The 21,308-nt window shown below is 55.0% G+C and carries 14 protein-coding genes and 1 pseudogene; 7 read left to right on the top strand and 8 right to left on the bottom strand.

Annotated elements, in window-relative coordinates; genetic code table 11:
• Position 1 precedes the first annotated feature (1 nt).
• Positions 2 to 7,456 (bottom strand): type I polyketide synthase, encoded by a 7,455-nt coding sequence (locus J5276_RS23815; protein ID WP_174012448.1) that lies wholly within the window; start codon positions 7,454 to 7,456, stop codon positions 2 to 4.
• 300 nt (positions 7,457 to 7,756) lie between these two features.
• On the opposite strand from J5276_RS23815, the gene J5276_RS23810 reads away from it, so the two are divergent.
• Entirely contained in the window at positions 7,757 to 8,932 is a 1,176-nt protein-coding gene (locus J5276_RS23810) for a polysaccharide biosynthesis/export family protein (RefSeq protein WP_065661953.1), read from the top strand.
• 24 nt (positions 8,933 to 8,956) lie between these two features.
• On the opposite strand, the gene J5276_RS23805 is transcribed toward J5276_RS23810, so the two are convergent.
• A complete protein-coding gene (locus J5276_RS23805) occupies positions 8,957 to 9,226 on the bottom strand; it encodes a hypothetical protein (RefSeq protein WP_111796541.1) in 270 nt (89 codons plus the stop codon).
• 216 nt (positions 9,227 to 9,442) lie between these two features.
• Between J5276_RS23805 and J5276_RS23800 the strand changes: the two genes are divergently transcribed.
• Positions 9,443 to 11,338 carry a glycosyltransferase gene (locus tag J5276_RS23800; protein WP_111796540.1) on the top strand — a complete coding sequence of 632 codons (1,896 nt, stop codon included), beginning with the start codon at positions 9,443 to 9,445 and terminating at the stop codon, positions 11,336 to 11,338.
• A 43-nt stretch (positions 11,339 to 11,381) separates the two neighbouring features.
• The gene (locus J5276_RS23795; RefSeq protein ID WP_111796539.1) at positions 11,382 to 12,470 is read left to right on the top strand and encodes a hypothetical protein; all 1,089 of its coding nucleotides are present in this window, start codon (positions 11,382 to 11,384) and stop codon (positions 12,468 to 12,470) included.
• 216 nt (positions 12,471 to 12,686) lie between these two features.
• Here J5276_RS23795 and J5276_RS23790 read toward each other — a convergent pair.
• Positions 12,687 to 13,919 (bottom strand): annotated as a pseudogene (locus tag J5276_RS23790) (IS3 family transposase).
• Positions 13,920 to 14,115: 196 nt separating this feature from the next.
• Here J5276_RS23790 and J5276_RS23785 point away from each other — a divergent pair.
• Positions 14,116 to 14,967, top strand: a complete 852-nt coding sequence (locus tag J5276_RS23785) for an NAD(P)-dependent oxidoreductase (RefSeq protein WP_209159669.1) — start codon at positions 14,116 to 14,118, stop codon at positions 14,965 to 14,967.
• Between the two features lie 335 nt (positions 14,968 to 15,302).
• Here the strand turns inward: J5276_RS23785 and J5276_RS23780 are convergent, their stop codons facing one another.
• From J5276_RS23780 to J5276_RS23770, 3 genes are read right to left on the bottom strand one after another with little or no spacing between them, the layout of a single operon-like run.
• A complete protein-coding gene (locus tag J5276_RS23780) occupies positions 15,303 to 16,004 on the bottom strand; it encodes an SDR family oxidoreductase (protein ID WP_162694932.1) in 702 nt (233 codons plus the stop codon).
• Between the two features lie 19 nt (positions 16,005 to 16,023).
• The gene (locus tag J5276_RS23775; RefSeq protein WP_174012446.1) at positions 16,024 to 16,554 is read right to left on the bottom strand and encodes a lipocalin family protein; all 531 of its coding nucleotides are present in this window, start codon (positions 16,552 to 16,554) and stop codon (positions 16,024 to 16,026) included.
• Between the two features lie 31 nt (positions 16,555 to 16,585).
• Entirely contained in the window at positions 16,586 to 17,149 is a 564-nt protein-coding gene (locus J5276_RS23770; protein ID WP_111801995.1) for a hypothetical protein, read from the bottom strand.
• A gap of 245 nt (positions 17,150 to 17,394) precedes the next feature.
• Here J5276_RS23770 and J5276_RS23765 point away from each other — a divergent pair, with 245 nt between their 5' ends.
• The 3 genes from J5276_RS23765 (at position 17,395) to J5276_RS23755 (ending at position 18,878) form a co-directional block, all read left to right on the top strand.
• The gene (locus tag J5276_RS23765; protein ID WP_111796622.1) at positions 17,395 to 17,832 is read left to right on the top strand and encodes a curlin; all 438 of its coding nucleotides are present in this window, start codon (positions 17,395 to 17,397) and stop codon (positions 17,830 to 17,832) included.
• 65 nt (positions 17,833 to 17,897) lie between these two features.
• Positions 17,898 to 18,296: a curli-like amyloid fiber formation chaperone CsgH gene (csgH, locus tag J5276_RS23760; RefSeq protein ID WP_111796623.1), complete on the top strand. Its 399-nt coding sequence runs from the start codon at positions 17,898 to 17,900 to the stop codon at positions 18,294 to 18,296.
• Between the two features lie 168 nt (positions 18,297 to 18,464).
• Positions 18,465 to 18,878, top strand: coding sequence for a cryptic curlin major subunit (locus J5276_RS23755; RefSeq protein WP_019566754.1), 414 nt, complete (start codon positions 18,465 to 18,467; stop codon positions 18,876 to 18,878).
• A 219-nt stretch (positions 18,879 to 19,097) separates the two neighbouring features.
• Here J5276_RS23755 and phrB read toward each other — a convergent pair whose 3' ends face one another.
• Positions 19,098 to 20,621, bottom strand: a complete 1,524-nt coding sequence (phrB, locus tag J5276_RS23750) for a (6-4)DNA photolyase (RefSeq protein ID WP_111796624.1) — start codon at positions 20,619 to 20,621, stop codon at positions 19,098 to 19,100.
• A gap of 44 nt (positions 20,622 to 20,665) precedes the next feature.
• A complete protein-coding gene (locus J5276_RS23745) occupies positions 20,666 to 21,226 on the bottom strand; it encodes a GNAT family N-acetyltransferase (RefSeq protein WP_111796625.1) in 561 nt (186 codons plus the stop codon).
• Between the last annotated feature and the right edge of the window lie 82 nt (positions 21,227 to 21,308).

Below are 21,308 nucleotides of genomic sequence, written 5' to 3'. Positions count from 1 at the left end.
CTTAAGCTGATTTCCGTTCATTCACATTGGTGCCGTGCTTTTCGGTCAGCTCCGTAAGAAGGGAGGTTCCCTCCGATCCGCCGTCGGGTTGGTCCGCTACCGTGCTGAATACAACCTTATCGTGAAGCTTTTGCACGATATCGCCGATCGTCGCGCCATCTCCCATTCCCGATAAGGGTATATCTATTCCTGTTTTTTGCTGGAAGCTGGTTCCGAGCTCCATTGCCATCAGACTGTCCAGACCAATGTCCTTAAGGGCCTTGTCGGACTTGATACTGTCTTCCGCAACTTTAAGGATGGAAGCAATTTCGGCAGCAAGGAACTCGTGAAGAACGGCGTTAGCCTCTTCACGCGATTTCCCAGCGACGAGTGCAGCGAGATCGACCCGTTCACCGTCGCCACCACCCGAATTCGAGATGGCGTGACGAGGAATAGCGGAAAACAGCGGTTGCGACGTCAACGGTAGTGATGACGCACTCGCCCAGTCGATCTCGGCAACCATTACCGCGGCCGCTTCTATCGTCCCGCTATCGTTGACAAGAATACGCTCAACGAAGCCAAGAGCGCTCTTTGCCTTCAGTGCCGTCTTCCCGATACGCCGCGCAAGAATATCGTTTACATCCGTATTGCGCGACAGGAAACCTGCGTCGGCAATCGCTCCGAAACCAACCGCCAATGCAGGCAGGCCCGCAGCCCTTCGCGATCTGGCCAGGCCTTCCAGATATCCATTCGCAGCCACGTAGTTAGCCTGACCCGGGTTTCCGATCATCGTCGTCGCGGACGAGAAGAGCAGAAATAGCTCCAGTTCGTCTTCTCGCGTGAGGCGATCAAGGTTACTCGCGCCATTTGCCTTCACCTCGATGACCGCCCGATTGCGCTGACGATCCAGATGGGAAATGAGCGCGTCATCGAGAACCATGGCGGCGTGGACGATACCCTTGATCGGACCAAGAGCGCGCAATTTTTCAAGCAGAATACCAAGTGAGGCGTCGTCCGTGACATCGCAGGCATGCACACTTGAGGCGATGCCAGCAGCATTCCATTTCACAATGGCGGCAAGTGTTTCCTCGTCTGGAATTCCGCGCCTGCTGCAAAGAGCAACATGCGTCGCTCCTCTGCTCGACAGCCAGTCGGCTGCGGCCAATCCAAATCCACCAATCCCACCGACGACAAGATAGACACCTCGGCTCAGTGCGAGTTGGCCAGCACTCGCTTTCTGCACCGCGTCCCTATCAGTTACAGGGGGGCGGATGATGATTTTGCCGATATGACCCGCATTCTGCATCAACCGAAACGCGGATGCGGTTTCATCGTAATTGAACGATCGGTACGGCAAAGGAGCAAGCTTGCCCTGTTCAAACAGCGATCCAACCTCCGCAAAAATACGCCGCGTAAGATCAGGTGCGTTCACGAGAAGCTGGTCGGCATCGATGCCGAAATACGAAATGTTCCGACGGAAAGGTCTAAGAGCAAGCTTGCGATCGGAATAATAGTCTCTTTTCCCGAGCTCCAGAAAACGACCGAACGGCTTGAGGAGTTCGAAACTACGCTCCATTGCCTCTGCGAATAGGGAATTGAGTACAAGCTCCACGCCCTGCCCGTCGGTCACGCGCAAGACATCGCCAACAAAGGTAAGGGATCGGGAATCGAAGACGTGGTCGACACCAAGGAGCGACAAGAATCGTCTCTTCTCGACCGTACCCGCCGTCGCAATAACCTTTGCTCCATGAAGCTTGGCAATCTGAAGGGCGGCTAGCCCGACCCCGCCGGCTGCGCCGTGGATAAGGATCGTATCGCCCTTCCGAATGCGACCGAGTTCGACCATCGCATAATAGGCGGTCAAAAATGCCACAGGAACGGTCGCGGCGGCAGCGGGGTCGATACCAGGGGGAGTTTTTGTGACCCCGTCTCGAGCGACAGTGACGTGGGTGGACAGCGCCTGCGACGCTATGCCCATAACTTCGTCTCCGGGAACAAGGTCGGTAACACCCGTACCCACTGCAACAACGGTGCCCGACATTTCCATACCGATTGTAGCACCGGCGAAGCCATCCTCGAGGGCTTCCTCCGGCAACAACCCCATAGACCACATGACGTCACGAAAATTCAGCCCGGTTGCAGCAACCTTGATGCTGACCTCCCCAGGAGCTGGAGCCAGAACGTCAGTTTGCTCCCATGAGATGGAATCGATGCGTCCCGCCGAGAGTTGGCGGATCGTCGCACTTGCGAAACCTGTCGTCTTCAGCATTGCTTGGGATGCGTGGCCGGGTACCGCGCGTACGACGGAGAGCAGACCGGTTCTTCGATCTTGCACCCACTCCCTCTCTCGCTCCTTGTAAAACAACAACACGGAGACAGCGTTCGACCGCAACTCGCCATCATCGGCTGCGTCGAGCAGGAAGACGTCCAACTCGTCATATTCGTTTTGCAGGACGCGAGCGAAAGTCCAGACCCCACTTGCTGCCGGATCGAGCCCAACCGAACCGGCTGGTGAGCCACCGGTAGCGAGGACGAGCAGTCTAATTGGTGAAGGTGAGCTCGCTGAGCGAAGATGATTGCGTGCGGCTTCGGCAAAAGCGCTGAGTATCTGAATCGCATCCTGCAAACAGTCAGATCCGTCGCCTTGGCCCGCCGTATCGAATACGAATGCAAAGGGACCCTGCGCGCTCGCAAAGTACTCAGCAAATACCGCATCGGCTTTCTCTGCCGTGCAGTACAGGCGCTTGAAGGTGTCGTCAGATACGAGCGAGCAATCCTTTTGCCGTTGCGTGATTTCCACAACGTTTTCAAAGGACATCACCTTATCGGGGTTTGCTGTCACGTGGCCTGAAGCCACAGCCTCTACGAGCAGCAGCGTGCCGTCGGCATTATCGTGCTGCCTGAACTCTGGTTGAGAAAAACCGCACTCGGCGAGCAAGTCGCCCCATTGTGTCTCAGTGGACAACTGCCCAATCGGAAACTCAGGCGTAACGCTAGCTGCGAACCAGCCGTCCGTCAGGCCGAAGACAAAATCGGCAAATCCGGATGATGCGAGCTCAACAACAGCAACGCGGCCACCGGTCGAAGCTGCCGTCCTCAGAACCGCTTGCAGTCCCTTGTTGCGGCCCAGTTTTCCATAGAGATATCCGCTAGCACTCACGATCAGGTCCGCGCGAGCAAGCGAAATTGCATCATCTAGGTCCAGGCAGGAAACGGAGGGATTGCGTTCGAAGTTGATTTCGAGCGTCCGACGCAGATGATCAGAAGGTTCAACAACGATGAGCTGTGCCCCTTTGAGCACCGCCATTTCAGACAGTCGTTGACTGAACGCAGGGGACACCGCGCAAGTCTCAATGATAGTAAAGTCATCACCGGGCAATACATCGGAAAGCGCATTCTCGACCGCCGCCAGCACGAGCGATTCGCGCTCACGTGCCAAGGCTGTATGGTGGCGAACATGATCCAGCGTCGCTTCGCTCAAGAACGAAGTGCTGCCACCAGACTGCAACTGGGAAGGCTGAAGAGATAGCCGCTCCAGCGTCTCTCTATAGGCGTTGTTAACGAGCACTGCCTCGGCAACGCGGTCAGGAAAACGAGCGTTGATTTGCCTGAGAAGCTCTTCGACAGGCGGCAGGTCACAGGAAGGCTGTAACAGCCATCCCTCTTCACTGGACTGCGCCATTCCTGCGTCCTCAAGCGCATAGAGGCAACTTGACAAATAGCACTGGAAATCTTGGCTTCCCGGGAGCATGGCGAGTGCAACTGCGCCTTCATCGTCAGCAAGCAGTCGAGCGATGTCAAAAGAAGCCCGCTGAACAGCCGCATTGAGGATGAGCGTGGCTTCTCCGACAGGTACAGAATCGAAGACTGGCAGCCGACCGCGCCGGTCCGCATTCGCCGCTTTTAACGGGCCGAAACCACCGCCTGTTCCAGAAACCGCTTCGTAATGAAACGTAACCGTTTCCAGCGTTGTATGCTGCCTGAGCCACGTCCGGCGGAACCGGCAGTCATCAAGGGAAGCAACCAGTGTCCCATCCTCTGCAATGAGATCAATTCTCGCTTTGAGGCTGTGGGGGCTGAAACGCTGTATCTCGATGATAGCGCTCGATATCGCTTTTGCTGATGAAGCGGTGCGAACAGAACCAAACCGAACCGGTATATACGGTGCACCGTCACCCTCACCCGTCAACAGACCAAAGAGCGCGACAAGCCCGTGGAACGCAGCGTCTGTCGATACCGGATCGAGGCCGTAACTCAAATAGGGATGGACGGGAGCCGCAGCAGGTCGCAACTGAACCACGACGTGCTTTGTGTCGTAGACTTCCGCCTGCGTGAGAAGTTGAAAACCGGCGGCGTAGTCGAGACCGAAACTCCGTGCCGTCTGATAGGCCTCGACAGCGCCGATCGTACGGATCTTCTCACATCCGGGAAGCGGGAGCCTTACCCCGCCAAAGCGGTCCGTTGGCTTGCGACTGCGTGCGGTGGCGTGGATCGTCCAGCCGTCATCACTCAGATACTCGCGTGATGCGATTTCGACGAGACCTGTTTCGGGAGAAAGCTTGGTCGAGAGCTCGACGAGCTTGCTTTCCCGCAATTCGAGTGGGCGGAATATCTCGAGGTTCGTGATCTCGACTTCCGCAACATCGTAATATTTCCGTGCGGCCTGAACGGCAATTTCGATAAAGGCGCTGCCCGGCAAAATAGACTTGCCATCAACAACGTGCCCGGCAAGATCCGGAAACAGTTGGGCATCCACGTGGTTCTTCCATACGGAAGAATTGGGGTCGCTGCGCCAACCCAACAAGGTGTATGGCCCATCAGCGCCATCCCGACCAAAAACATTGATCGCGTCAGTTGTGGAGTTAGGCCGGCAACTAACATTCTCAAACGGAATCGTTGGCAGATCGAAGGGCGCGACATAGCGATTCGTCGCAGCTGGCTGCGCGTCCACGCCATGAGCGACGACACGCAGGATCGTCGAAATGATCGGGTCTTCGCCGACATCGGCACCCGGCCGTTTTAGGGTCGGCAAAACCACGACGGATGCAGACGCCTGCTTTGCCGTTTCTACTACGTAGTTCGATAGAATGGGTCGTGGCGAAAGCTCAAGAAAGACATTGCACCCACTTTCAATGGCGAGACTGACCGCCGCTTCGAAAGCAATGGGTTCACGGACGTTTCTCCACCAATACTCGGCGTCGAGCTCCACACCGTCCACAAACGATCCGGTCACCGTCGATATGAAAGTAGTATGTCCGGACTTTGGCGTAAGCGCAGGGATCTCATCAAGAAACTCCGCCTTCTCTCCATCAATGACCGGATGATGGAAAGGGTAATCAATATCAAGAACATGTACCGCGTGACGCGACACCTGGGACAATGCCTTGAACTGCTTGACCTCTTCGGTCGGGCCAGAAATCGTCACCGAATTGTGGGCATTCACCCCCGCGACGGTGATGTTATCAAGACCATGCTCCTGCGCGAACGCAACGGCAAATGCCTCTGACATCACAGCAGCGGCCATCGTGCCTTTGCCTGCCAGGGAATGTTGGTGCTTGGATCGGATTGTAACGATTGTTACGGCATCCTCGGCCGACAGAATTCCCGCCGCATAGGCGGCTGCAACCTCGCCGACAGAATGCCCCAGAACCACGTCCGGTTTCACCCCGTTATCAACCAGGCAGTCCGTCAAAGCGGCCTGAATGGCAAACAGTATTGGCTGCGCAACGCGCGTGTCACGCAGGGTCTTCTCCAATTCAGGCGACTGAAGAAGCACAGATAGATCAAGACCTGCGCGCGCAACGAATAAATCGCTGTAGACATCGAAACGAGCCCGGAAGTCCGCATTTTTTCTATAGGCATCCAAGCCCATTCCAGCCCATTGGGACCCGTTCCCCGCATAGACAAACGCGGTCTTGATCGACTTGCTTGGTATTTCGCCAACTTGAGCGCGATGGCCTTTCCCATCGTCCAGGTAAGACGATATCGCTGTGGCAATCTCCGTTGCATTCGAGCCGGAAGCTGCAAAACGATGTTTGAGCGCCATGTGATTTTGGCTGGCGGAAATAAGCTGCTCGACTTGATCGCGCGTAGACGACGAGAGTCGTGAATCGTAGTCTCGCAATAACGACTGAAGCGCCGACTGTGTGTGTGCAGATAAAACGAAAAGGCCGCTAAATTGTGCCGCTTGAGCAGATGTTGAATTCGGGGGGTCGGAGATGACCACATGAACGTTGGTACCGCCGAAACCAAATGAGTTGACGCCCGCAAGCCGCCGTCTCGCACCCCGTCGAAGCGGTCGTGCGACACGGTTCACTTCGATATTCAAATCCTCGAAGTCTACCGCTCGATTGAGTTCCTCAGCATGCAAGGAAGCTGGCACAAAGTCATTTTCCAGCGCCAACATTGCTTTGATAAGACCAAGAATTCCCGATGCAGGTTCGGCATGTCCGATGTTGGACTTGATCGAACCGATTGGCAGCGGCTCTGATCTGCCCTGCGCGAGGACGGATCCAATTGCCCACAGCTCCGCTGGATCGCCTACCTTCGTTCCGGTGCCGTGCCCCTCAACGAAGACAAGGTCATTCCGATCAAGGCCGTTGTCATCGTACACCGAACTCAACAGCTGTGCCTGCGCCTCTCTGGACGGCAACGAAATTCCGTTGGTTCGACCGGACGAATTCGCGCCCGTGGCAACCAGGGTCGCACGGCTTCGGCTACCTTCCGAAGCGACGCGATCAGCACGCCGCAAAACAATTGCGCCAGCGCCTTCGGCGCGGACATATCCCTCACCGTTCTCCCCATAGGCCCGGCAAAGCCCTTCTGGCGACAGCATTCTGGCCTGCGAAAAACCAATGAATGAAAAGGGATGCAAAAGAAGATTGACGCCGCCAACGATAGCGGTGTCGATCTCGTCGCCTTCAAGCGCCAATCTTGCCTGATGAAGCGCAACGAGAGACGAGGAGCATGCCGTATCGATCGTCATGCTCGGTCCATTCAGACCGAAGATATGCGAAATTCTGTTGGAAATGATCGAAAGTGTGTTGCCGGTCATAAAATGCGGACTGCCGGATGCGGGATCCTCCACCTGGAGATTTCCGCTGTCCAACGACGACGCACCGATATAAACGCCGACGCGTTCTTGTTTCAGCTGTACAAGATCGATCCTTGCGTCTTCGATCGCCCGCCAAACCGTCTGAAGGAGAATGCGCTGCTGCGGATCCATATATGCTGCTTCGCGAGCGGAAAGGCCGAACAATGCAGGATCGAACTCAAAGACATCATCGACCACGCCGGCAGAGAATGTGTAGGCTTTGCCCGGAACGCTTCTGGCAGGATGCCAGAAGCGCGCCTTGTTCCAGCGATCGCCTGGTATCGAAGTGACTGCGCATACCTCTTCCCGCAGAAGAGTCAGCAGTTCCAGCACATTTCCCGCAGAGGGAGCGACACACGCACGCCCAAGAATTTCGACTGCCATACTTAATCCACTTTAGGGCACCACCCGCTTAAGCGCGTGGCCGTGCTCAACTTAGCCCAACAATTCAAACATTTACAACCTAGCGTGGCTCAAACAAACCAACCAAGCAACAAGCCGCAAAAATTACTACGATCAGATACAATTGCTGCAATGCGGATACAACTGCTGCAATGATGCCGTGATGTCAAATTTTCAAGTTCCACGAAAGGTTTTTTTCTATGCTCGCTATGCGGGCTAGCCATCATTAACACTTTCTTGCTATTGGGGATCGGCTTGTGGGTTTTAGATATTGGGGAAATTGTGAAGAAAGCTGGCTTGTTTTTGGTAGGGCTGAGCCTGACGTCGTGCAACAATCTTCCCGGTGATGGCCCCTTAGCGTCGGATGTGCTTGAGCAATCGAAGCAATCTACGACGCAGGCGTCGATGGGACAAAACGTAGTGTTCGACATTGTGGACATCGACGTTAATTCTGCGACCCTCATCTCAAAATTTGACGGAAAACTGTTGCAAAGCCGTTTCGGTATCGGTGGAGGCGTGAAGCGTCCTGTCATCGGAATTGGTGATCAGCTCAAGATCACAATCTTCGAGGCTGGCTCTGACGGTCTCTTTTCAACAGGCGATTCTAAACAGACAACGCTCGATATTGTCGTTCAACCGGACGGCAAGGCGGCTATTCCATACGTTGGACTTGTCACTTTCGCCGGCAAGACACTCGAACAGGCACGTCAAACAATATTGGCAGCTCTAGTGAGCAAGGCGGTTGAGCCGGACGTCATCATCAACAGCGCTGGAACGGCATCTCGCAATGTGACCGTCTCCGGCGCGGTGAAGAGCCCGGCTGTCGTACCACTTAATCTGGTTCCTGAAACGATCATGGAAGTTCTCGCAAAGGCGGGAGGGCCAACAGCTCAGCCATACGAAAGCTACGTCACGCTTACTCGCCAATCGAAGACGGGTACCGTGTTGCTCAAGACGCTGGTGCAAAACCCGAGGGAGAACATCTACGTTCAGCCAGGAGATCAAGTTTTCGTAACCCGAGAGCCACGAACATTTACAGTCCTGGGTTCTGTCAGGTCCAACAACCGACTGGAGTTTGGGGCAAATGATCTCAATCTCTTGGAAGCTGTCGCACTTGGAGGCGGCGGCTCGGCCGAGACCAGCGACATGAAGGGTTACTTTGTGTTCCGATATGAAGAGCCCGATATCGTTATGGATCTGTTAGGCCAGCAGCGTTTCAACGAGCTGATAAGAAAAGGCATGCGGACGGACAAACTTGGCCGCTACCCCATTGTTTATCGCTTCGACATGACCAAAGCCGGCAGCATGCTGACTGGACAGAACTTTGACGTTAAGGCCCGCGACGTCATTTATGCGTCCCGTCATCCATCGGTGGATTTCACACGATTCCTGGCGATCATAGGTCAGCCGGTCGGTATCGTTGCCGGTGGTGCAGGCGTTTACAACAATTTCAACTGATGATGGGCGAGAGGGCGACGACTGCTATCTTCGCCCCAGCCCCACTATTTTCTTTAACAGGGATGCCAAATAGGTCCAGGCTGACAATGGCACGATTCCGATCTTCTGATAGCCAGCTGGTGTTAGATAGAAATACCGTTCGCCCGAATGCTCACGATAACGCATATAGCCCATATTCAGCGCAACGTTGATGGCCGGCGTCATACAAGCTTCCCAGCCAATCTCATAGGAAGGGACGCCTTCACCGCCCGCTTCGTGCAAAATAGTCAAAACCTGCCTCAGATCGTCACCCATAACTGCATCTAGCAGAAACTGGATGAAACTCCCAACGAAAGGAGAGAGTTTTCCTTAAGCGCTGACGCAGCTTGGTACCGTTGCTTCTTACCGTTGGTTTTTCGACAATAGATTGCAAGCCCGCAACCACGGCTGATATAATGTGGTGTTTCCTGGCAGGCGTCTTACGCACATAATTGAAGTTGATCGCTAAATTGAGAATGGATTTTTGACGGGATGCTGGCGAGTAAGGGAGGCGCACAAGAAGGGTTCATTGCGCTGGCGGACAAACCGGTAATGATCAGGATTAAGGGTCGGCGGATCGGCAAGCCCTATGTCTGCATGGTCAATCTTCATCGGCGCGATCGCGTTCCTGAAGTCGTCACTCGCTCCCTGTTGATCGGCATGGATGGCCGGGGGACATTTTTCGGTTGGATGCCAGTCGATCTATCGTCAATCTCGGTCACCACAGGCAAGGGTTCAAAGATAGAGCAATTGCCCTACCAAGCCCGGCAACTCTCATCCATTGAGCTTGTCGCGCGCCTCAGTTTTTTCTCGCCCAGAACCGTGGCGCGAGCACTTTATCTTCTTGCGATAGGTAATATTCGCGGCTTCCAATTCCGCATCGTCAGGCTGCTCGATAGCATGGCCGAGCCCTCCTATCTTGAGTGGCGAGATGTGCACTACCGGTCCGAAATCCGGTCAGATGCGGCAGATTTAGCAAAGACCCCAAAGGTTCTCTACTCCATCACTGGGAATGGACCGCTCACCGAGAAAACTAGAAAATCCCTCGAAAATCAGACATATCCATACGTCTGCGAAACTCCGTCGCCTTCGAGTGCAGATGCATTTGCAAATGAGAGAGATGCTATCTGGATACGCCTGCTGGCCGGGATGGAATTCGACAGTGACGCCATTGCCCGTCTTATCAAGCCTATCGCGGACGATGACCAAATCAGTGCGACCTACTGCGACGAGGATTACTTCGACGCGAAATCGGGCCACAGAAAACCCTTTTTCAAACCGGCTTTCAACGCACCTCTGGCACAATCCGGCTGGCTCGCTCCCGATGGAGCAGCCATTCGGGTGGCTGCGTTGCCAACAGACCTAGACCTGACCAGTAGTTCGGCGGGCGAGCTTCTCATTGCAGCCGCCCGCCACGGCAGCATCGCTCATATCCCCGCTCCGCTGCTTCATCGTCCAACGCCCAGACCTCCCGCCCGCGTGATAGCGCCGCCGCCATTAGGCAGGCTTTGCAAAGTAAGCGTTGTTATTCCGACAAGAGATCGCGCCGACCTCATGTCGATGTGTCTGGACGGCCTCTTCAACAAAACATCCAATGCAGAGCTTGACGTCATCGTTATTGACAATGACAGCCAAGATGCGAAGACGCTCCAGCTATTCGAAAGATACGAAGCAAGTGGGCAGATCCGCCGAATCCAGATGCGGGGACCATTCAACTTCGCAAAGGCTTGCAATCTCGGCGTGGATGCCGCGCGGCAAGAACTGATCCTGCTTCTGAACAACGACGTTGAGCCCTTGCACCCGGAATGGCTCGAGCGGATGGTAACGGAACTGGAAGATAAAAACGTCGGAGCTTGCGGCGCTCTCCTCCTCTTCCCGGATGGTTTCATCCAACATGGCGGGGTAACGCTTGGTGCAGGTTCGGTTGCCCGCCACAGTTTTCACTTCCGCCATCCGCAGGGCGGCGAGGATATTGGCCTGATTTCCCAAAGGCGAGAGGTTAGCGCAGTCACCGCGGCCTGTCTTCTTACCCGCAAACAGCTTTGGGCAGATGTGGGCGGCATGAATGAAGCAGCCCTGAGAGTTGCCTTCAACGATGTTGATTATTGCTTGAAAGTCTCCGTTCAGGGCAAGAAGATTATCTGGACCCCGCATGCTTGCCTGACGCACCTTGAATCAGTATCCAGACGAGCAGACGATACACCTGAAAAGAAGCGGCGCTTTGCTGCCGAAGAGAAATACATGCATGAACAATGGGGACCGTTGCTGTCGAATGATCCCCACTATAATCCTAATCTCTCACTGGCTGGTGGAGATTATGTATTGGATGCGTCACCGCGGAAGCTGCACCATCGAACACCAGAGGCGAAGAGGTTGCTCAACCCATGAGATTTGACACCTCTAAGTTACGCCGTGCCTGCGGACCGCAAACATGACGATAATCAAGATTTTCCGGCACGCTATTCACGAAAAACTCCTGCCAAGACCGGCTGTACGTCAGAATGCAGGAGAAACCCGTCAGCGCCCGGTAAAGAATGTCATCGTATTTGGCCGCCATCCCAATCCGACTGCAGACTATTATTTTACTGCGCGCTTCGCCGACCGCCCTGATCTCGACTATCAGCTGGCCGACATAAGAGGCAAGAATTTCGACGATCTGAACGCCGATGGTGCCCTGGTCATTCTGTGCCGATACGCTTCCTCAACCGCTACGAGATGGATAAGGCGCAACCAAGACCAACTTGCAGGTGTCGTTCTCTTTCTCGACGACGACATACCTGCAGTCATTTCAGGACGCGACGCCTCTCTCGCATATCGTTTCTTCCTGTATTATCGTGGTCTCTATCCCCTGAAGCAGCTAAACCGTTATCTCGACGCTGTTTGGGTCTCCACACAACGCCTTGGTGAAAGCCTCGGCGGCGTTGAATTCCTGGTCGTTCCACCAGCCCCTCCTCCGCAATTGTGGGATATCAAAAGAGCATCGCGCCCCTTAGGCAGCGAGGTCCTGATCGCTTATCACGCCACCTCGGTTCATTACAGCGAACATCGATTTCTTCAGCCGATAATCGCTACCGTCCTGCAAAAACGGCCGAACGCGCGGTTTGAGGTCTTTGCTGACCAGCGCGCGAGGAAGATTTGGAATAAGATGGATCGCGTTACAGTGCGTAATCCGGTCTCCTGGGCTGAGTACCTAACGGAAAGCACGAACCGACCCATCGATATCATGCTCGTGCCTCTTTGCCCTTCACACGTCAATGCCTGCCGCTCACCAACAAAACGGATTGACGTGGCACGCTTCGGCGCCGCCGCAGTCTTTTCGTTAAGCGAAGCATATGGAACGAACCGGGATGGAGACGAAATTCTCCTGCCATACGATTCAGTGCTTTGGACGGAGGCCATTGTCGATCTCATCGACGATGCAAACTTGAGAGAAAATACAGCTGATGCAACACGTGCCCGCGTCGCATGCATGGCTGAGAAGGCGTGTGATCTTTCAGTGCTGAAGATGGGTATCAACTAATACGTGTGCCCAAAAAAGGGCTCGTCTTCATTTTCGCCTATGATGCAATCGCCTTGAAAGTAGATTTTTTACGTCACCAAGATTTCACAGAAACAGCCTCCGGCAAGCCCGGAGCGGTTCAGTGTTCACCTGGTCTGTTCTACTTTCGCTACTGAGTGACAATCCATTGATTGAGTGCATCGATACCCTCTTCGATGCCCCAACTTGGAGACCAATTCAGTCTGGATATAGTCTTCTGCATGTTGCAACTAGCATGCCGTATGTCCCCGTGCCTGTATTGCCCCGTGACATGTGGCGGGGGATCATGACCTGAGACCCAATCTCCCTCCAGCTTTCGGGAGAGTCCTGGGTTTTCAATGTGGCCCATTTTTCCATAGCCATTTTCATTGCGAATTCGCTGGGTGTGATGTTGCCCAGCGACGAGTGAGGCCTGTTCTTGTTGTAATCCTCCTCCCATTCCGTGATTGCGGCGCGGGCTTGAGCGAGCAACGAAAACAGAGTCTCGTTGAGGCACTCGTCGCGGAAGCTGCCGTTGAAGCTTTCGACGAAGCCGTTTTGCATTGGCTTGCCGGGGGCGATGTAATGTCAGTCGACCTTGGTCTCGTGGCACCATTTGAGGATGGCCATGCTGGTCATCTCCGTCCCGGTGTCCGAGACGATCGTCCTCGGTTTACCGCGTCTGGCGATGAGGCTGTCCAATTCCCGGACAAGCCGAACGCCCGACAGGATGTGTCTGCGACCAGGCACAGGCATTCACGGGTGAAGTCGTCGACCACCGCCAGAATACGGAACCGGCGGCCGTCGGTGAAGGCATCGCTGACGAAGTCCAGGCTCCAGCGCTCGCCCGGACGCGACGGCAGAGCCAGAGGACGTCTCGTGCCCAAGGCCCGCATTTGGCCGCCACACTTGCGCACCGTCAGCTTCTCCTCGCGGTAGAGACGCCGAAGCTCCTTCATGTTCATGACGATCCCCTGCCGGTCGAGCATCACGTGGATGCGCCGATAGCCGAAGCGGCGACGTTCGGATGCCACCTTCTTCATCGCCTCCCGAATGGACGCATCGTCCGGCCGAACACTGCTATATCGCATGCTCGACCGATCCACCGACGGAACCTCGCACGCCCGACGCTGGCTCACCCCGTGCTGCGCACAGACATGCACCGCATTCCGCTTCACATCGGGCGTCACCATTTTTTTGAAGCGACATCCTTCAGGATCGCATTGTCCAGCATGGCCTCGGCCAAGAGCTTCTTCAGCTTGGCGTTCTCGTCCTCCAATGCCTTCAGCTTGCGAGCGTCGGACACATCCATGCCGCCATACCTCGCCTTGTATTTGTAAAAGGTTGCATCCGAGATGCCGTGCTTGCGGCAGACCTCCGCCGTCTTCGCTCCCGCCTCCTGCTCCTTCAATATCCCGATGATCTGTTCTCTGTGAACCGTGAACGCTTCATTCGTCCGTCTCCTGATCGTAACGGAGTCTACCAAATTCTAGAGGAAGTTCAGGGTCTCAGGTCAAAATTTCTGAAGTTTTGCCTATTATTGCGTCCGGGTGGTTGTGCGCAGGCGATTCTACTGCCAGATACCTTGCGATTACTGGATGGTCACGTAGAGAAATGTAGGCGTCGCGAGGCGCAAAGGTGGTGAATTTTGAAGTATCTTGTAACAGGCGGCGAAGGTTACGTTGGAAGATATGTTGCGCTTTGGCTGATAGAACAAGGGCACGATGTCGTTCTGACTACTCGACGGGGAACGACACAGGTTCCGGGTGCGAAAGTCATTAACCTCGACATTCTTAACTCAGACAAGTCCGTCTTCGAAACCGTTGGGCGCCCGGACATCTTGATTCACTTAGCCTGGGAGGATGGTTTTAGTCATGCAAGCGACAAACATCTTAAAAATCTGCCTGGCCACATCAACTTCATCCGGAACATGCTGGAAGGTGGATTGAAGCACGTCGTCGGTCTCGGCACCATGCATGAGGTGGGCTATCATATTGGGCCAATTTCCGAGAACACGGCGACATCGCCTCTCCATGCTTATGGGATAGCAAAAAACCATCTTCGCCTTGTACAGGAACTGTATTGCAAAGAGTTCTCTGCCGTATATCAATGGTTGAGGTGCTTTTACATTTACGGCGACGACGAGCTTAATAATTCAATATTCGCCAAACTGCTTCAAGCCACAGATGATGGAAAGAAATCGTTCCCACTAAACAGTGGCGAACTTCTTTATGACTTTATCCATGTAAAAGATCTGGGCGCGCAGATTGCAGCAGTGTCGTCTCAGACGGAAGTGGTGGGTGTGATAAATTGTTGCAGCGGTGAACCGGTCAGCTTAAAGACTATGGTGCAACGTTTTGTTAAAGACCACGCACTCGAAATAGAGCTTGATTGGGGAAAGTTCCCACTTCGCGCATATGACTCAAGAGCTATTTGGGGTGACAGGCAAAAATTAGACGCCGCTTTGGCCGCCTATGAGAAGACGCTTCCACAAAACTAGATTCGTCGTTTTAAGTGCGGGATTCAATTTGCTTGAAAGTAAGCGTTCGGCTGATGCGTTGGATTTCAGTGTCCAACGCATGAATGTCTCGATTTCAGGTAGATATCCGCCTTGGGCTATGCTGGTCAGGTAGAGCCAAGTACGTGGATGATGCACTTAGCGCTATTTTTCCTAGCTGACGAAGAGCCAGTTTTCCCTTCCGATTCCACTCTCGTCAGCCGGACACTCCCTTATAGAAGTGAGCAAATCACAAGACGACGAGGAAAGAGTTTCAGCGGTATGATGGCCCATCATTCGCTCACTTCAAATTCGCCGGCGTCAACGAATGCCGGTAATCACCATTCGATCCTTGAACCGTCATAGGCAAAAAACTGCCCTGTTTGTGCCGTTGAGAGACCATCGATTGTTTCCATCAGTCGCGCGGCAGACTGCTGCGGGGTGAACAAGTCTTTGCCCTTCGAAAATTGCTGGGACAGCTCTGTTTCGACTGTTCCGGGATGAAGTGCCACGATGATGGCCTGTGGGTTTGTGCGGGCGATTTCGATGGCTGCGGTTCGGATGATCTGATTTTGAGCGGCCTTGGATGCTCTGTAGGAGATCCATCCGCCCAATCTGTTGTCGCCAATCGAGCCAACGCGAGCGGACAGGGAGGCGAAAATGCTTCGCCTGTCTCTGCGCAGAAGCGGGGTGAGATACTTCAAGAGCAAAGCAGGGCCTATGGCATTGACCGCAAACTGCCTCGCCATGTGGACTTCGTCGATCGCCCTTATCGACTTTTCGGGACCGGCACCATCGACCGTCAAGGCACCGGTTGCGTTGAATATCAGGTCGAAGGAGCCGCGCTGAGCCTCCAGACGGGCGGCAACTTCGCGCACTGTGGTTTCGTTCGTTATGTCGAGACCATCGACGCTTCGCGAGAGCGGCAAGGCGAACGCGCAACGAGGGTCGGCCTCGAAGTGCGACAACAGGGCTCCACCAATGCCGCCGGATGCGCCCAAGACGATCGCCCTGTAGCCATTTTCAAGCGACTGCATCATCCATGCGCTCCATCAGCTGTTATTTCTGGACCGGGAACTCGAGCTTGCTGACGTCGTAGCCAAGCTCACGTGCTTTCGTTATCATTTTATTGAGCTTCGTTTTGGACGGGATGTTGCGGGCGTAGATCCACACATCGCCGGTCGACGGGTTGGCGCTGATGAACCAGGACTTATCAGGCGATTTGTAGAAAACCCAATAATTGAATGTGATGAAAAGAGGGTAGCGAACGCGCATCTTCGCATTGGTTGATCCAAAATCCTCAATCTTGCCGACGCCGTTCACCGTCTTGAGGCCACCCTTCGGATTTCCTGCTCGACAGCCATCCTCTATCAGCACTTCATCTGCCGATGCTCCCTGCCGATAGGTGGAATATCCTGCAACACATCCGTCTGTCAGCAACATGGGTGTACGGCCGATTTCAAGCCAGGTACCGCGGTAATGATCGAGACCCACGGCAACTGGTTTGGGGGCTGCGGAAACCGCAAAACCGGCAAACAGAAACAGCGAAAATGTCAGGGCACCAATCACGCGGTTACAATGTCTAAGCATAAACTCCTCCTGTCGATGGCACGGCTCTTGTTCAGATTTCGGTTCGCCGTGAAATGCCGGCATATCTAAGGGCGATAAAGACCATGAGGCTGGCGGCAGAGAACGCATTCAGATTGAGAAGCGTTGCAAGATCATCTGCCGACCAGGATTGCAGCGGCGCGCCCAGAAACGTCCGCGAGAAAAAGAAAGCGATGAAGACGAGGATTGCCGTCGCATATTGCCAGAGCTTCTCGTCTGCGCGGAACGACATGGCTGCAAGCATGATGCAGGCTGCGAAGAAAAATTCGGTGCCAGAAGCATGGCCGAATATTTTGGTTTCAAACAGCGTGTCGATTGTTCCCACCAAAGGGAGAGCGAGGCGCGCGGCCAAAGGGGATTTTTTCGCCAGGAGTGGTATCGCGAGAAAGAATGGCACCGACAATAGGGTGACAAGCGATGCCGCAGCCCCGTCATCGACCAGATACCACACGTAAAGCGGATAAAATGGCTTGTTGAGGATGATGACCCAGGCAACGGTTATGGTTGCTCGTGTCAGATCATCTCTTGCAGCAGACCCTGCATTTGCGGGCTGGCTAGCGTGGCTTTGAAGCTCCATCGGACCCAGATTCGTCTCCCTTTTCGCCTGAACATTGAAGGCGTAACCCATGTACGAAAGGCGAGCCAATTTGGTTTCATCCTGCCAAGAAAACTTTAGGCATCCTGTTCGTCACCATTGTTGCGACGCTGGGACCATACCCCGCCAATGAACCACGACTGAATAATCTCTTCAGCTTCCGTTCCAACGGGACCGTCTACAACAAAGACGTTCAACCGCGGTCTTATCCGCCTGAGGAGACAGTCATGATCCGTACGTCTTTCGTAGCAATTGCACTCTCCGCTTTCGTTGGCTTCACCGCCACGGCCCCCGCCATGGCCAACGATGTGCGCATCGAACAATATGGCTGGTCGAACTCTGCCGGTGGTGCACAGGAAGGTTACGGCAACCGGATCCGCACCTACCAGAACGGCGGCTATAACCGGATCGTCGGCCATCAATATGGTCGTCACAACCTTTCGGCTGTGGGTCAGGAGGGGCATGACAATTACGGCTCCACCTATCAGAACGGCAACCGCAACGTGGCGGGCATCGGCCAGTTCGGCTCCAACCACACCACCATCCTGACCCAGGACGGCAACGGCAACATCGCGGCTGGCGTTCAGGTTGGCCGTGGGTGCAGCGCCAATGTCAACCAGGGCGGCAATGACAATGTAGCGGCCTTCGTGCAGGCCTGCCCGTAAGCCGCCGCAGGCCTTGACGTGCAACTGGTCGAGATCAAGTCAACAGATCATCAAGGAGACTAGCCATGCCCCATAGCGTCACACATCCACGCCGCCTGGCGGCTATCCTTGCCGTTGCACTGCTTCCCTTCGGCGCCATCGCAGCCATGTCGACCGCAAATGACCTGAGCGAAGGCAAGCTTTGCGAGATCAAGGCAACACCACAGGCAGGCATGGTCAGGCTGGAGGCCTTCGCAAAGGGCAACACCGGTGCTGGAGGTACCTATGCCTTTCACGTCGAAAACTCAGGAGGCAGCGGGAGTTCCGTCATCGACCAGGGCGGCGGCTTTGATGCCGCTGCCGGGCGTTCGCAACTTCTGACTTCGGTAACGCTTGGCGCGAAGGGAGCGAAGTACAAGGCAGTGCTGGATCTCGAAATCGATGGCAGGCGCTTCAGCTGCACGAAGCAGGTTGGCGGCAACTAGGCTGATTTCAACCATACATTTCCACCAGAGAGGGCGCCGGTTGAGCGCCCTTTTCTTTGATCCTCGTGCAGCGACTGAACGACATGTGAATGGGCAATTCCGTTCGGGTTCAGTTGCAGGATGCGAGAGTGGATCATCGGCAAGGGCACTGACAGAATGGAGATCAGAATGACCCGCAACGTGTTGAAACTTCTCACCGTCACTCTGCTTGTTGGAGGCCTTGCGCCGCTCGGGTTTACGGCTCCCGCCCATGCCGGTGGCCGAATTTCCTTTGACCTCGCGCCCGGCAATTCCGGGGATGGTGACCTGCTCTCAACCGGTCTGCGCGCCTACTCGCTTTATCGCGATCTGAAAGACGCAGACATCCGGCAACTGGGCCGGGGAAATGCGGCAGGCATCGCCCAGAACGGTCGCGGCAATCTCGGCTTTATCCGGCAGCGGGGCAACGGCCATTCCGCAACGCTGCAGCAAAACGGCAATAATAATGCCTATGGCATTTTCCAGTATGGGCGGAACACCGAAACCAACGTAGAGCAGAACGGAGACAACGGCAGCGGCCTGACATTCAGCTACGGCTGGTAAGTGATAGTTTAAAGGAAGCTGAGAAACGCGGCAGGCTTCACGTCGTTTCCGATAGCTCGCCTTCGCCGCTCTCATCATTGGCACTATTGCGGCATGGATCGGCGGCGCTGTCGGCACCACGCGGAGCTGGGTTTACGAGCCGCGTCATGACTGAGACATGCGCAGGGACAGCTCTGATCGGGTGTCCCGCCGTTCGGTGAAAACAGAGAAAGGGCCGCGTCAGCTCAGGCGGTTCAAAAACAGAGCTGCCTTTGCCCTGATATCATGGCGGACGTCTTCGCTCATCCGGGACCATGTGGCGTAGGGCTGCGCCAACCGATGGTTGGATTTCAGCCTTTCACGGTTGCGGGCCAGAAAATCCCAGTATAGCGCGTTGAATGGACAGGCCTTGTCACCGAGACGCTCCTTGGGATCATAGCGGCAATTACTGCAATAGTCCGACATGCGATTGATGTAGTTGCCACTTGCGGCATAGGGCTTTGTTCCGAGAAAGCCGCCATCGGCGAACTGGGTCATGCCGATCACATTCGGCAGCTCAACCCATTCATAGGCATCCGCATAGACCTCGAGATACCATTGATGAACGGCCTTCGGATCAATGCCGGCGAGAAGGGCAAAGTTTCCCGTGATCATCAGGCGCTGGATATGGTGAGCATAGGCATTTTCGATGGTTTCCGTAATTACGGTCGCCATGCAGTTCATGTGGGTTTTGCCCGTCCAGTAAAAGCCCGGCAGCGGCCTGTCGTTTTGGAAGAAATTGCTGTCGACATAGTCAGGCCCGGCAAACCAGTAGATGCCACGCATGTATTCCCGCCAGCCGATGATCTGGCGAATGAAACCCTCGACGGCATTGAGCGGTGCCGCGCCCTCGTAGTAGGCGCGCTCCGCCGCCCTGCAGACCTCCAGCGCATCCAGCAGCCCGCAATTGATGTAAAAAGACAGAAGCGAGTGGTTGAGATACGGGTCATCTTGCAGCATGGCATCCTGCGTGGCGCCGAAATTCATCAGGAAATCGTTTATGAAGGCACTGAGCGCCCGCTCGGCGTCGGCGCGCGTGACGGCGAAACCAAAGTTCTCAAGCTTGCCGAAATTGTCGGGAAACAGCCGCTCGACGGTGTCGATGACATCGCTTGTTGTCCTGTCCGGTGCGAAGACGGGATGTCTTGGCCTCAGCAAATCCGGCTTGGCGGGGCTGCGGTTTTCCGAGTCAAAATTCCAGCGTCCACCGACCGGCTCTTCACCATTCATCAACAGGCCAGTCTTGCGACGCATTTCCCGGTAGAAATATTCCATCGTCAGGCTTTTGCGCCCGGCCGCCCAGCGCTCGAACTCCTCATGGCTGGCAAGAAAGCGCCGATCAGGGCGGATATCGACCTCGATATTGAAGGCACTGGCGAAGCGCTCGATCTCTGACTTGACGCGCCATTCTCCAGCCTCGGTGACGCAAATCATGGAGGGGGTCAGGTCGTTTAACGCCCGCTGCACCTCACCCGAGAAGGAGCCCGCATTGTCGGGATCATCAATCCGCGTGTAGCGAACCCGGTATCCTTCGCCACGCAGTTCCTCGGCGAAGTGGCGCATGGCGGAAAAGATGAAGGCGATCTTCTTTTTGTGATGGCCGACATAGGTAGCCTCCGCCATTACCTCGCAAAGCAGGATCGTGTCGCGCGTCTTGTCGACACCATCCAGCGAAGATAAGGAGGGAGATAATTGATCGCCGAGGATCAAGACCAGTTGAGACACCGACAATTTCCTTCAAACCCGACATAATCATCACCTGCGCAAGATCACGGGGTAGACGCCCACTCCCTCTTCAGGGTGGCATAGATGAATTCGTCCCCCCAGGCGCCGCCAAACCGGTCATTCTCGATCAAATGCGCTTCTTTCCGCAGGCCTAGGCGTTCAACAACGCCGATCGATCCGTGGTTCAGGGAATCCAGCCGCGCGAAAATCCGGTGATATCCGAGCGTCTCGAAGCCAAGGCTTATCATGGCCCGGACGGCTTCCGTCGCATATCCCTTACCTGAAAAATCAGGATTGAAAACATAACCGACTTCCGCCTGCAAAGCCGCCTTGCTCGCGATTTTCAGCAGGACTTCACCGATCAACGTGTCATCGTCGCTGCGCGTAACGGCAAGTAGCAACGTATCGCCGTCCTCTTCGAACGGAGCCTCGAGCAGCGCTGCGAATTGGGTTTTCACCGCATCATCCGAAGGCGGTGCGGCATAGAGGAAACGGTAGACGTCATCGCGCGTGTGGTAATCGGCGTATGAGGCGAGATCAGCGGCCTGGAATTTACGAAGGATCAGCCGGTCGGTCTTTATCGGTAGGTAGGTCTGAGGGTTCATTAACGCGCACTTTCAACAATGCGCGATATCTGGGGTCGCGTGCACGTGATCGCAAGAGAGACCTCCATCGAGATCGTTTAGA

This window comes from Agrobacterium sp. S7/73, assembly GCF_019355535.1.
GTDB lineage: Bacteria > Pseudomonadota > Alphaproteobacteria > Rhizobiales > Rhizobiaceae > Agrobacterium > Agrobacterium tumefaciens.
This window is presented reverse-complemented; position numbering and strand designations above follow the sequence as displayed.